At 64.4% G+C, this 13,435-nt stretch carries 11 protein-coding genes; 7 read left to right on the plus strand and 4 right to left on the minus strand.

Annotation, left to right across the window (positions count from 1 at the left end; translation table 11 throughout):
* Positions 1-45: 45 nt before the first annotated feature.
* Entirely contained in the window at positions 46-1,452 is a 1,407-nt protein-coding gene (locus Q5H93_RS03935; protein WP_305005185.1) for a hypothetical protein, read from the minus strand.
* Between the two features lie 370 nt (positions 1,453-1,822).
* Between Q5H93_RS03935 and Q5H93_RS03940 the strand changes: the two genes are divergently transcribed.
* From Q5H93_RS03940 to Q5H93_RS03955, 4 genes are read left to right on the plus strand one after another with little or no spacing between them, the layout of a single operon-like run.
* Positions 1,823-2,386 (plus strand): RNA polymerase sigma factor, encoded by a 564-nt coding sequence (locus tag Q5H93_RS03940; protein ID WP_305005186.1) that lies wholly within the window; start codon positions 1,823-1,825, stop codon positions 2,384-2,386.
* A 4-nt stretch (positions 2,387-2,390) separates the two neighbouring features.
* On the plus strand, positions 2,391-2,756 hold the full coding sequence (locus Q5H93_RS03945) for a VOC family protein (protein WP_305005187.1): 366 nt from the start codon (positions 2,391-2,393) through the stop codon (positions 2,754-2,756).
* Positions 2,757-2,781: 25 nt separating this feature from the next.
* Positions 2,782-3,822, plus strand: a complete 1,041-nt coding sequence (locus Q5H93_RS03950; RefSeq protein WP_305005188.1) for a hypothetical protein — start codon at positions 2,782-2,784, stop codon at positions 3,820-3,822.
* 39 nt (positions 3,823-3,861) lie between these two features.
* A complete protein-coding gene (locus Q5H93_RS03955) occupies positions 3,862-5,007 on the plus strand; it encodes a porin family protein (protein ID WP_305005189.1) in 1,146 nt (381 codons plus the stop codon).
* A 183-nt stretch (positions 5,008-5,190) separates the two neighbouring features.
* Here Q5H93_RS03955 and Q5H93_RS03960 read toward each other — a convergent pair whose 3' ends face one another.
* A complete protein-coding gene (locus tag Q5H93_RS03960) occupies positions 5,191-5,958 on the minus strand; it encodes an RNA methyltransferase (RefSeq protein ID WP_305005190.1) in 768 nt (255 codons plus the stop codon).
* Between Q5H93_RS03960 and tamL the strand changes: the two genes are divergently transcribed.
* On the plus strand, positions 5,949-8,669 hold the full coding sequence (gene tamL, locus Q5H93_RS03965) for a translocation and assembly module lipoprotein TamL (protein ID WP_305005191.1): 2,721 nt from the start codon (positions 5,949-5,951) through the stop codon (positions 8,667-8,669). The genes Q5H93_RS03960 and tamL overlap by 10 nt on opposite strands.
* Before the next feature lie 46 nt (positions 8,670-8,715).
* Here the strand turns inward: tamL and Q5H93_RS03970 are convergent, their stop codons facing one another.
* Complete coding sequence (locus tag Q5H93_RS03970) at positions 8,716-10,854, minus strand: alpha-ketoacid dehydrogenase subunit alpha/beta (RefSeq protein WP_305005192.1); 2,139 nt, start codon at positions 10,852-10,854, stop codon at positions 8,716-8,718.
* A 134-nt stretch (positions 10,855-10,988) separates the two neighbouring features.
* Between Q5H93_RS03970 and hemF the strand changes: the two genes are divergently transcribed.
* Positions 10,989-11,906, plus strand: a complete 918-nt coding sequence (gene hemF / locus Q5H93_RS03975; protein ID WP_305005193.1) for an oxygen-dependent coproporphyrinogen oxidase — start codon at positions 10,989-10,991, stop codon at positions 11,904-11,906.
* Between the two features lie 147 nt (positions 11,907-12,053).
* Complete coding sequence (locus Q5H93_RS03980; protein ID WP_305005194.1) at positions 12,054-12,599, plus strand: phosphatase PAP2 family protein; 546 nt, start codon at positions 12,054-12,056, stop codon at positions 12,597-12,599.
* Positions 12,600-12,709: 110 nt separating this feature from the next.
* Here Q5H93_RS03980 and Q5H93_RS03985 read toward each other — a convergent pair whose 3' ends face one another.
* The gene (locus tag Q5H93_RS03985; RefSeq protein WP_305005195.1) at positions 12,710-13,423 is read right to left on the minus strand and encodes a phosphodiester glycosidase family protein; all 714 of its coding nucleotides are present in this window, start codon (positions 13,421-13,423) and stop codon (positions 12,710-12,712) included.
* Positions 13,424-13,435 lie beyond the last annotated feature (12 nt).

Consider the following 13,435-nt stretch of genomic DNA (forward strand, 5'->3'; position numbering starts at 1 on the left):
ACGATAATGGAAAACCACCGCAACAAAGATAACCGCCGGCCCAGCTTACATCCGGCCCGCCCGCACGTAGGCCTGAAAGCGCGGCTCCACGGCCCGCGTAATGCTGACCGACACGCCGAAACACCCCAGCAGGAACACCACGTAGGCCCCGCCCACCAGCGCCCAGCGCCCCGGCCGCCACTGCCGCCAGCCCGGCACCCGCCCAAACGCCACCAGCGCCAGCAGCAGCAAATGCAGCGGCAGCAGAAACCGGACTTCCATGCTCATCGGCAGCACGGCCAGGCAGGGCAGCAGCAGGGCCGCCAGCACCAGCCCACCCCGCCCGCCCAGGCGTCGCCAGCCCGCCAGCGCCACCAGCCCGGCCCCAAACCAGAGGCTGTAATTGAGCCCGCGTAGCAGCGCCGAGGTCTCCCAGCGCTTCAGGTAAGGCGTGGGGTGGCTGAGGTCGAGCCCGGCAAAGAGGTGGCGGGCGTAGGTGCGGGCCATGAGCAGCGGGTGGCGCGCGGCAAAGCGCAGGTATTGCCCGGCCGTGGCAAACTCCGCGATGCCCTCGTTTTGCAGCACCTCCTCCCCTGCCGCATCCATAAAAAGCAGCTGGCCAGTAGGCAATTCGCGCCCCACCGACGACTCGTATTTCTGGTGCAGGAGGCCCCAGCGCAGCTTCTGCAGGTAGAGGTTGTGGATGCGTAATTCCTTGGATTGGGAAAGCACCAGCGGCGTATTGGCCCCGAAGTGCCGGCGGTTAATCAGCCCCTGCGGGGTGAGCACCAGCGCCGCCCCGGCCGCCAGCAGTCCTAGCCGCGGCAGCCACTGCGGGCGCGGCTGCTGCCACAGCAACAGCCCCAGCACAGGCGGCACGGCGGCCAGGTAGATGGGCCGGATGTTCACGGCCAGCGCCAGGGCCAGCCCCGCCAGCACAGCCGCCCCCCCGCCCCGCCGCTGGGCCTGCCACAGGGCCAGCCCCAGCGCCAGCAGCGCCGGAAAATCGGAGAGTGAGAAGTTGAAATAGTCGCGCCAGAACAGGAAGCCCAGCGCCGCCCACAGCAGGCGCCGCCCCAGCGCCGGCAGCGCCGCCGCCCCGGTAGCCGCCCGCCACAGCCGCGGCCCCACCACCCCAAACAGCAGCCCGGCCAGCCCGGCGTTGGCCAGCTTCACGATAACTACGGCGGGCTGGTGCAGGGCCTTGCGCAGCCCCAGGCACAGGAAATTGAACAGCGGGTAGGCGTAGCCGCGCAGGGCGTCGTCGTAGTTCAGCAAGCTGAAGTGGCCGTGCTGGTAGAAGCGGTGGCCGGCTTCCCAGTAGAGCCCGGCGTCGTAGTACAGGTGCTGATATTCGGAAATCAGGAGCAGGTAGGCGGCAAAAAAAGCCACGATGCCGCCCACCAGCAGCGCCTCCTGCCGGCGTGCCGGCGCGAGCCCAAGCGAAGGATACGGGGAGAACTTGTTAGCCAAACGAGATAAGTGATGCGGCCTTAAAAGTAGGCAGCCCCGGCCGACCGACCCCGGCCACCATCACAGGAACGCGAAAAATTGCGGCAGGACGACCGGCCGCGGCCTTAGTAAGTCCGGCAACAGCTATAGGCAGCCCGTCCGCCGCTTCAGCAGGTCCACGCCCGACTTTAGGAGGCCCGTCCACTGCTTTAGGAGGCGCGTCCACTGCTTTAGGACGTCCGTCAACAGCACTTTTCCAGGCAAAGCGAGCAATTGCTGGTATTTTTCCCATAAATACGCGGTGGCCACTTGTACCAGGCAACCTTCTGGTAAGGGTTTGCATCTGCCGCATCAAATCCTTTTCTCCTGCCCCTGCCGACTACTACTCCCCGTGACCGAAGTTGACCTGATAGCCGCCTGCGGGCGGGGCGAGCCCCGGGCCCAGCGCCAGCTCTACGAGCAGCTGGCCGGGCTCATGCTCAGCGTGTGCCGCCGCTACCTCAAGCGCCGCGAAGACGCCGAGGAAGCCCTGCTTATGGGCTTCGCCAAGATGTTCCGGGCCCTGCCCACCTACCGTTTCGAAGGCAGCTTCGAGGGCTGGGTGCGCCGCATTATGGTCAACGAATCGTTGATGCTGCTGCGCCAGCGCGAAAGCCTGACCGTGTCGATGGAAGACTTCGCCCAGCCCGAAAACCTGGCCACCACGCCCGCCACCGCCGACACCCAGCTGCAGGCCGACGACCTGCTGGCCCTGCTGGCCGAGCTGCCCGCCGGCTACCGCACCGTGTTCAACCTCTACGCCCTGGAGGGCTTCGGCCACCAGGAAATTGCCGGGATGCTGGGCATCTCGGAAGGCACCAGCAAGTCGCAGCTCAGCAAGGCCCGCGCCCTGCTGCAGCGCCGCCTCAGCAGCCAGCCCGCCCCGCGTTCCGAAAAAGCCGTTTTAAGCCTCTGAGCTCATGCCCTCCCCCGCCCTCTCCCTTCGTCCCTTCATCGGCGCCCGCGACTTCGCCGTTTCGCGGAGTTTCTACCGCGCATTCGGCTTCACCGAAGTAAGTATCTCCCCTACACTGTCGTATTTCACGCTCCCGGGCGCCGGCTTTTACCTGCAGGATGCCTACGTGCCCGACTGGGTTGACAACACCATGCTGTTTCTGGAAGTGGCGGATGTGGAGCAGTACTGGGCCGAGCTGACGGCGCTGGACTTACCCAGTAAGTACCAGGGCGTGCGCCTGCTGCCCATCCGGCAGCAAGCCTGGGGCAAGGAGGGTTTCGTGCACGACCCCTCCGGCATTCTGTGGCACATCGGCGAGTTTGCCAACTAGATTACTGTTTATATCCGCTCCGCCAATGCTACCCGAAGATATTGATGCCCTGTTTCGCAACCAGCTCGATGGTCACCAGTCGCCGCCCAGCGACGACCTCTGGGCCCGCCTGCAGGCCCACGCGCAACCCGCTCCCGAAGCGGGTGCGACGCCCGCCGCGCCCGCTGCTGAGACTAATCAGCTCGACGAGCTGTTTCGCGCGCGCCTGAGCCAGCACACCATCAGCCCGCCCCGCGAGCTATGGGAGCGGCTCGAAGACGAGCACCTGCGCCCGCGCAAGCGCCGCGCCGCCGCGTGGTGGCCCATGGCCATGGCCGCCGCTGTGGCCCTGTTGCTGCTGGTGGGCGGCGGGCTGCTGTGGCAGGGAATGCCCGGCCTGCGCTCCGGCACGGGGTCAGTAGCCCGGGTAAACACTTCAGGCACCACGCCGGCTACCAGCGGCCGGCCGGCTGCTTCGGCTGCTGATGCCGCGGTGACTACGGCCGAAGCCCCCACCAACCTGGCAGCAGCTGCTGAAAATGAAAAGGTTGAAAAAAATATTGCCGCTCAGGCAACCGGCGCCGACCAGCTTTCATCTAGCGCTCCAGAAGGTCAGGGCCCGGCTACCCGCCACCCGGCCACCCGCTTCGGACAATCGGCCCGAACCGCTCCCGCTTCTTACGCTACGCTGGCCCCGGGTGGGGCCCGGCAGTCGGGCCCGACTGCACCCGCCCACGCCGCCACGGCTCACCACTTGCCCACAACCGGAGTGCAGCAAGTGGCGCCCGTGCCGGTGGAGCCAGCCGTAGCCCAGGTTACTCCGGCGCCGGCCCCGGCCAGCGCCGAAGTGATTGAAGTAGAAGTGCGGCGCGGCGGCTCTCCCGCCGTAGCCGTGGCCGCCGCCCCGGCGGCCGATGGCGACGATGCCCCCGAAGCCAGCCGCCGCCTGGGCCGCCTCTTCCAACGGGCTACCGGAGCCGTGCGCCTCGCCAAAGACGGCCTCGCCGCCGCCCAAAACCTTCCCGACAACCTGACGGTGCAGGCCCGCCTGGGCAACCACACCCTCAGCAAAACCATCGAGCTGTAAGTCGGACCGCTCGCCCTTCCCCTAGCCTCTCATTTTGCCATGCCCACCGTATTCCGCTCCCTCTTTTTTGCCGCCGTTGTTTCGCTGGCCGGCCTCTCTTCGGCCCAGGCCCGCACACTTCGCACCCCCGAAGCACCTACCGACACGGTGGTGATTCGCCTGCCCAACCAGGCCATTCTCACGCTGATGGTGCGCGACGCTGCCCAGCTGCGCGAGCTCAAAAAGTACCACCTCGACTCGCTCACCACCCGCCTAGCCGGCTATATCAACCGGGCCGAAACGGCCGCCAAAACCGGCACCTCCTCGCAGGTAACGATGGACTTCTACCCCGCCCAGGACCAGCCGGGCCAGAACCTGCCCGAGCAGATTCGCATCACCACGCACAAGCCCACGGCCGGCGTGGGGCCCAGCAACAAGGTGGAGGTATTCCTGGAAAAGAACCTTCACATCACGGTGAACACCGACGGCAAGAAAAACGACCAGCCCCGCAGCGAACCCAGCCGCGAAGAGCGCCAGGCCAAGCGCGACTCGACCCGCTGCGCTAAAATCGAAAAGGACGATGCCAACGTGGACCTGATAATCGACTTTGGCCTGAATGCGCTGGTGAATCAGAAAACCTCGGCTACCAGCCCCAACGTGGACCTGCGCACCGAAGGCTCGCGCTACTTCAACATCGGCTTCAACTACGCTCAGCGCCTGGGCGGCAAGCGCAGCCCGGTGGTGCTGTCGGTGGGCCCCGAGTTTGCCTTCAACAACTACATGCTGAACGACAACAACAAATGGGTAAACGATAACGGCGTGACCCGCGTGGTACTCGAAGCCGACCCTACCCGGCAATACGAAAAAACCAAGCTGGCCACCGCCTCCATCAACCTGCCCCTGATGCTGAACCTGAAGCTGCACGACAAACAGTGCCACGAAACCCTGCACCTGGGCGTGGGCGGTTTCGTCGGCTACCGCCTCAAGTCGTGGACCAAGCTGAAATACACCTACGAAGGCACGACCTACAAAGACAAAGACCGCGGCAGCTACAACCTGGAGGACTTCCAGTACGGCTTGCAGGGTATCCTGGGCTACCGTGGCTTTGAGCTCTTTGCCAAGTACAACATGAACCAGTTGTTTAAGGAAAACCAGGGGCCGAATACGCAGGTCGTCAGCTTCGGCGTCCGGATTGCCGGGATTTAGTTTTGGGGTGACGAGCTAAATAAAACGTCATCCTGAGACGCAGCCGAAAGGACCTCGCCCGCTTCGTTAGAGTAGTAATTCCAATTGTCCAGACAAAAGGAAATTGCCACCACAACGAAGCGGGCGAGGTCCTTTCGGCTCCGCTTGATGCGCGGAATGCTCAGGATGACGTTCTGTTTGACTCTACCTACCCCCCACATTCCGAAAAAAATTATCCAGCAGAATAGCCGCCGAAATCGCCACGTTCAGGCTCTCGGCCCCACCGCCGGCGCCGCGCGGAATATGCAGCCGCCGCGTGAGGCAGGCTTCCACGGCCGGCGTGAGGCCGTGCGATTCGGAGCCCATGACGAGCACGCCGGCGGGCTGCAGACTGATTTTATGCACGTTGTCGCCGTGCAAATCGGCCCCGAAGATGTCGGTGGCGGGCGGCAGGCTAGCCAGCCAGGCGGGCAGGTCGCGCGGCCACACCTGCACCCGGGCGAAGCTGCCCATGGTGGCGGCCACGGTTTTGGGGGCGTAGGCGTCGGCGCAGGTTTCGCTGAGCACCACGCCGGGCAGGCCGTACCAGTCGGCCAGCCGGATGAGGGTGCCGAGGTTGCCAGGGTCACGCACTTCGTCGAGGGCCAGCACGAGGCGGCTGGCGGGCAAGGTGGCGGGCAGCGGCGGCTCGGCGGGCAGGCGGGCCACGGCCAGGGCGGTATTGTTGGTGCTGAGGGTGCCGAGCTGGGTGAGCGCGGCCTCCGAAACCAGCGTATAGGGCTGGCGGGCGGGCAGGCTGGCCCGGTTTTGGTCAGCAAACTCGGGTGTGAGGAGCAGGTGTTCGGTCGAAATGCCGGAACTTAGCAGCTCCAACACGCTTTTACCGCCTTCGACGAGGAAGGCGCCGTGACGCTGTCGGTATTTTTTCTGGTGCAGGGACTGCACGTATTTCGCGAGTGCTTTTGAAACCATTGTCGCTGATTGAGGAGGGCCCGGGGGGCCGGCGCGGGCCCAAAGGTCGGCACCGGGGGCGGTTGTTGCTACCGTTGCTGCTGCTGGTGCTGGCGTGTTCGCCCATCCGGCTGCTGAAGCCCAACCAGCGCCTGCTGCACAAAGTCGAAATCAAAGGCGCCGACCAGGCCGATACCGAGCGCCTCGAAAACCTGGCCCAGCAGCAGCCCAACACCACCCTGCCGCTGCCCAAACTGGCCATTTACCAGCTGGGGCATAATTTTTACGACTCGACCCGCATCAAAAACAAGATGCGCCGCCTGCTGGCCCGCTACGACGAGCAAATCAAGGCCGCCGGCACCGACTCGGCCAAGCTGGGGCGCCTGCTCAACCGCCGCGAGCGCCGCGTGAAACGCAAGCAGCTGGCCCTCGACAAGGGCAATGCCATCATGCGCCTGGGCGAGCCGCCCGTGCTCTACGACTCGGCCCTGACCCGCAAGTCGGTGGAGCAGATGACGACCTACCTGCACTCCGAGGGCTTTTTCCGGGCCACGGTGTATGCCACCGACACGGCCCGCAGCAAGCGCGGCCTCTGGCGCGGCTTTCTTTACGGCGTGGGTTTGCGCAAGGAGCAGCCCCGCGTCGACTCCACGGGCAAGGTGCGGCCCCGGCGCCGCGTCACGGTCACATACCACGTCACCGAGGGCCGCCCGTTCCTCATCAGCGAGCTCACCCAGACCATTCCCGATTCGGGCGTGGCGCGCATCGTGCGTCAGGGCATGGGCAGCGCGCTGGTGAAAAAAGGCGACCGCTACCGTGAGGAGCTGATTGGCCAGGAGCGCAGCCGCCTGGAGGGCCAGTTGAAGAATGCTGGCTATTACGAGTTTCGACCTCAATACATTACGCTGGAGGCCGACACCAGCTTCCAGCCTTACACGGTGCGGCTGCGCACCCTCATTGCCAACCCTGCCCCCGGCCAGGGGCACCGCCGCTACACCCTGCGCCACGTGCGCATGGTGACCGATGCGGGCGTCAACCGCACCCTGCAGGCCAGCACCGGCGACACCCTGCGCCGCGCCGGCGTGCCCGGCCAGCTGCCCCGCGTGCGCCGCCTGGGCATCCGCACCGATACCGTCACTGTCGACTCGGTGGAGTTTGCGGCTTATAAGCAGCGGTATAGCCCCGGCGTGCTGGTGCGCAAAATCACCCTGCGGCCAGGCCAGTATTACAATCTGGACCGCACCCAGCGCACCCAGCGCCTGCTGGCCGATTTGGACATGTTCCGCTTCAATACCGTGAGCTACCGCAAGGTGCCCGACGCGGTGGCCAGCGACAGCGCCGGCCGCCACCCCAGCACCGGGCAGCTCGACGCCATCATCAACGCCACCCCGGCCGATAAATACCAGATTACCGACGAGTTCGGCGGCACCTTCGTGGCCAACCTGCCGGGACCGTTCATCAACGTGCGCCTGAAGAGCCGCAACCCGTTTGGCGGGGCCGAGGTGCTGGAAATGAGCGTTCGGGCGGGCTTCGAAGGCCAGCTGCAGCAAACGGGTGGCGCTACCCTTGGCACGGAATCTATCTACACTACGCAGCTGGGAGCCACGGTCGCGCTGGTACTGCCGCAGTTGTTCATTCCCTTCCGTACCAATCGTTTCCTGACGCGCTACAACCCGCGCACCCGTTTCTCGCTGTCCGAAACCTACGTCAACCGCCCGGAATACACGCGCTCAAATTTTGAGCTCACCTATGATTACATCTGGCAGAAATCGGCTTACCATCAGTACGTTTTCTCGCCCTTCGTTATCAATCTCATTAATACGCCGGACATGAGCGACGCCTTTAGGGCGCGGCTCGACTCATTTCGAGTGTACTACGGCTCGCCGCTCTACCGCTCGTTCGTGAAACTGCTGGTACCCAGCTTCGGCTTTTCGTCGCTCTACAACTCAAACGATATCAACCAGACCCGTAACGCGCAGTATTTCCGCATCTTCGCCGAAATGGGTGGCCTCACCCGCGACCTCTATCGGACCCGGCTCGATAAGGCTACGGCGGGCTCCGACGCGGCCGGCCTGCAGGTGTATAACTTCGCCCGCCTCGGGGCCGATTACCGGCGCTACCACCGCCTCACACCCCGCACCTACTTCGTGTGGCGCCTCAATGGCGGGGCCGTGCACGCGCTAAGCCGCTCTGGCGGGCAGTATGTTATTCCTTACGACAAGTCGTTCTTCGCCGGCGGCTCTACCAGCTTGCGGGCCTGGCAGCCGCGCCGCCTCGGGCCGGGTGGCTACACGAGCAAGCGCATCATTGAGATAAAGGAGGGCAGCATCATCCGGACCGACACCGTACGCGATTTCCTGAGCGAGCAGCCCGGCGAACTGCTGCTCGAAGGCAGCGCCGAGTACCGCTTCCCCATTTACAGCTTCATCAATGGCGCCGTGTTCACTGATGTGGGCAACGTGTGGAGCTTGCAAAATAACCCCGCTCTCCGAAACGACCCGAACAGTACTACTTCCGAAGCCCAATTCCGCTTCAATAGCTTCTACCGGCAGATTGCCGTAGGCTCGGGCTTCGGCTTTCGCTTCGATTTCAGCTTTCTCGTGCTGCGCCTCGATATGGCTCTGAAAATATATGACCCCACCGCCGAGCCGGGCGAGCGATGGGCGCTTAAAAACTTCAATACCAGCGCCAATCCCGTTGCCTTTAACCTGGGCATTGGGTATCCGTGGTAAGGATTATTGACGCAGGAGCGGGGTTTGCCCCCGCCCCTGCGTCGTTTTAGTATCCCAACAGCTCGCCCAGCGCCGCGCTCACTTTCGCGGCACTCGGCAGCATCATCTTCTCCAGCTCCACGTTGAGGGCAATGGCGGGCAGGTTGGCCGCGCCGAGGGTGAATACCGGCGCGTCGAGTTCGCGGAAGCAGTGCCGCTGGATGCGCCCGGCCAGGCTTTCGGCGAAGCTGTTCATGAGCGGCTCCTCGGTCAGCACCAGTACCTTGCCGTGGCGGCGGGTGGCGGCCGTCACCGCATCAAAATCGAGTGGATTGAGGGTACGCAGGTCGAGAATTTCGACCTGGCCGGGGAAGTCGCGGCTGGCGGTTTTAGCCCAGTGCACGCCCATGCCGTAGGTGATGACGGCGCAGGTATCGCCTTGGCGCAGCTTCTCGGCATCGGCTTCCTGGGCGATGGCGGCCTTACCCAGCGGAATGACGTAGCCCGCGGCGGGCTCCAGCGTTTTGGCATCTTCGGTGCCGGGCACCTTGCTCCAGTACAGACCTTTATGCTCCAGCATCACCACCGGGTTGGGGTCGAGGAAGGCGCTGCGCATGAGGCCTTTCATGTCGGCTGCATTGCTCGGGTACACCACCTTGATGCCGCGAATAGTCAGCAGCGTGCTTTCGATGGAGCCCGAATGGTAGGGCCCGCCGCCGCCGTAGGCCCCGATGGGCACCCGGATGAGCGTGGCCACCGGAAACTTGCCCATGCTGAGGTAGCAGCTCTTGCTGAGCTCCTCCACCAGCTGGTTAAGCGCCGGCCAGATGTAGTCGGCAAACTGGATTTCGACGATGGGCCGGGCGCCCACGGCGGCCATGCCCGCCGTGCTGCCCACGATGTAAGCTTCCTGAATGGGCGTATTGAACACGCGGCGGTCGCCGTACTTTTTGGCCAGCAGCGCCGCTTCGCGGAATACCCCGCCAAGCTCGCCGCCAACATCTTGGCCGTAGAACAGGGCTTCGGGAAACTCGCGCAGAATGTCATCGACGGCGTGCAGGGCGGCGTCCACCATCAGGGCCTTGTCGGCGCCGGCGGGGCTGCGCTCACCGGCTTCTTCCAGTACAGTGGCGGGCGCAAACTCGTGGTCGGCGAAGGTGGCGGGGTCGGGGTCGGGCGAGGCCAGGGCTTCGGCCCAGTCGGCGTGCACGGTGGCGCGGGCTTCGGCCTGGGCGGCGGTCAGCTCGGCTTCATCTACGCCCAGCTCCAGCAGGCGCTGGTGCAGCTTGGGCAGCGGGTCGAGGGTCTGGTGCTGGGCGAGGTTGTCGCCGCGGTACCACTCGCGGCGCACGCCGCTGGTGTGGTGGCCCAGCAGCGGGCACTTGGCGTGCACCAGCACCGGGCCGCGCCGGGCGCGCACGTGCTCCACGGCCGCGCTCAAACCAGCGTAAGAATCCTCAAAGTCAGTGCCATCGACCCGCAGGCGGTGCAAACCCGGGAAGCCGGCGGCAAACTCGTAGGCGTCCATCGCGCGCATCTCGCGCCCGGTGGCCGAGATGCCCCAGTCATTATCCTGCACCAGGTAGATGATGGGCAGCTCGTGCAGAATGGCCATCTGCAAGGCTTCGGCCACCTCGCCCTCAGTCATCGCGCCATCACCGATGGAGCACAGAACGATTGAGTTTTGGGTTGAGGGAGCTTCGTCGTTATTGTCACTTTTAACTCCTAACTCATAACTCATAACTCCCTCCAGGTACTTCACCGCCTGCGCCATCCCCGTGGCCGGAATGGCCTGCATGCCCGTGGCCGAGCTCTGGTGCGGCATCACCGGGATACCGGAGCGGCGCAGGCTGGGGTGGCCGTAGTAGGTGCGGCCGCCGCTGAAAGGGTCGTCGCGCTTGGCCATGAGCTGGAGCATGAGCTCGTAGGGGCGCAGGCCCATGCCGAGCAGCATGGCGTCGTCGCGGTAGTAGGGTGCGGCGTAGTCGGTTTCGCGCAGCAGGAAAGCGGCCGCCAGCTGAATAGCCTCGTGGCCGCGGGCGGTGGCGTGCACGTAGCGGCTGGCAATGGTTTTCTGGTCTTCGTAGAGGGCCGCCATCTCGGCGGCGGTGTGCATCAGGCGGTAAGCGCGGAGCAGGCGGGCGAGGTCGGCCTCGGCCAGGGTGGCGGCGGGGGCTTCGGGAGCGAGGGAAGTATCGGCGAACATTACGAGGGAGCGGGTGGAACCCCAAATTTACGGCAGCGCCCGCACCCGCGCGGGGTCGGCCGTATCTTTGTGCCCCGCCCGGCCGCTGCGTTTCCGTTGCGCAGCCCGCTGCGTCTTCTGCGGTTCAACTACTCGTGTCTACTACCTCCCCCGCCTCCCTCCGCCCCGAAATTGAAGCCTGGCTGGCCGATTTTCAGCTCCGCCTCTGCCGGCAACTCGAAGCCGCCGACGGCAACACCGTGCACTTCCGCACCGATGAATGGCAGCGCCCCGGCGGCGGCGGCGGCCGCAGCAAAGTACTGGAGCACGGCGCCATCCTGGAGAAAGGCGGCGTGGGCTTCTCGGCCGTGTGGGGCGAAATGAGCGAGGCCGCCGCCCGCCAGCTCCAGATGCCCGACCCGCGTTTCTTCGCCACCGGCGTGAGCGTGGTGCTGCACCCGCGCAGCCCCCGCGTGCCCATCATCCACATGAACGTGCGCTACTTCGAGGCCGGCAACGGCGAAGCCTGGTTTGGCGGCGGTATCGACCTGACGCCCATTTATGTGGATGAGGCGCAGGCCCGGCGCTTCCACCAGGCCCTCAAGGCCGTGTGCGACCAGCACGACCCCGCGTACTACCCCCGCTTCACCCGCTGGGCCGACGACTACTTCTACCTCCCGCACCGCCAGGAAACCCGCGGCGTCGGCGGCATTTTCTTCGACCGCCTCACCGTGGGCCAGGATGGCACGGCCGAACAATTATTCGCCTTCATGCGCGACGTGGCCGAGCTTTTCGGCCCCTTCTACGCCCAGCTGATGCAGGAAAACCACGCCCTGCCCTTCGGCCCCGCCGAAGAAGCCTGGCAAACCCTACGCCGCGCCCGCTACGCCGAGTTCAACCTGGCCTTCGACCGCGGCACTCGCTTCGGCCTCGAAACCGGCGGCCGCACCGAAAGCATTCTGATGAGTTTGCCGCCCCGCACCGGCTGGGCCTACAATCCGCCCGCGCCGGAAGCGGGGTCACTGGAGGCCGTCACGCTCGGGTGGCTGCGCAAGGGCGTGGAGTGGGCGTGAGGGTCTGAATTAAAAATTGAGAATTAAAAATCAAAAATTGGGTGGTTGAGGCCGAGTGCTTTTGCAACCTCTGAGATTCGCCTGCCTGACATGCCAATTTTTAATTCATCATTTTTAATATTTAATTCCTCCCCGTTCCTACAGGATTTGGACCGCCGGGTTACGATGGCTGTCAACGGCGCGCACTCCCCTGCCCTCGACACCCTCATGGTTTTCGCCTCCGACCGCGAGGTGTGGTTTCCGCTCTACGCGCTGCTTATCGGGGCCCTTATTTACTGGTTTCGGCGGCGGTCGTTGCTGCTGCTGGGCTTGCTCATCACCGCCATTGCCCTGGCCGACCGCATCACCAGCGGCCTATTCAAGCCCTATTTTGCCCGCCCCCGCCCCTGTCACGAGCCCGACTTAATGGCACTGCTGCACCTGCCGGCGGGTTGCGGCGGGCAGTTTGGCTTCCTCTCCTCGCACGCGGCCAATTCGATTGCGCTGGCCGTATTTCTGATGCTGGTGCTGCCCGCCCGGCAGCGCTGGGTCAAAATCGCCGCCTTCGGGTGGGCGGTGCTGCTGTGCTACAGTCGCATTTATCTTGGTGCTCACTACCTCACCGATGTGCTGGGCGGCGGGCTGGTGGGCGGCCTGCTGGGCTGGGGCGCGGCGGTAGCTTTCCGGCGCCTGACTGCCCGGCCACTGGCCTAGCGCCTTAGGCAAGGGCAGTACTACTCAGCAGCGAAAAAAAGCTGGCAGTATGACCGCTCTGACCGGCTACTGTCGCGGTATTCTTGACTGGCTACCTACTGCGCTGAATTTTACTTGCGACGGCGTTGCAGCGGCTGCGTCACGCCCACCATCACGCCAAAAATCCCATCCGTCTGCACCCACCCGGCGGTCGGGCAATACGTGCGCGAAATCGCTCCGTCGAGGTACAGGGCATTCCGGCAACCCCGGTCGGCAAAATACTTGGCGAAGGTGTAAAAGCTGACTTCGCCTTTCGACATTGCAAACAGGGCGTGTCCATTAGGCAAAATACCGACCCCGTTCCGGATATTCAGGTTGGTTGAGCTGCGGCTGAACGCCGGATGAATCTGCCCGTCAATCACCAGCATCGGCCCCGACTGCGTGGCGAATTTCACCTCTTCGGCAACGAATTTTCCCGTCGTACACACTCCCGCCCGGCCGTCGGCGGTGGTGTAAAACACGCCATTGGGCCGCAGGTAAAAATTGCCCCGGCCCGCCCCCGTATCCAGCGGCGAAATTGTTTTAAAATTCTGGATGAAAAGCCCCTGCGGCGCATGCTGCGGGTTAAACATGCCCGCATTGGCCGCAAATATCAGCTGCTGCTCCCGGCCCTGCAGCCAGTCTTTCAGCCGCTGAATATTACTCAGCAGCTGCCCGTTGTCGTCTTTCCAAAATAGCTCCAGCTGCTGCTTCTGCAGGTCCACTTCATAGGCTACCACCTGCGCGTCGCCGTCTATACGTGGCTGCCGGGCCCATAAGCCGACGCCCACAAGGCCGAGGAGCACCAACAGCAGGAT

This window comes from Hymenobacter aranciens, assembly GCF_030580865.1.
Classification (GTDB): domain Bacteria; phylum Bacteroidota; class Bacteroidia; order Cytophagales; family Hymenobacteraceae; genus Hymenobacter; species Hymenobacter aranciens.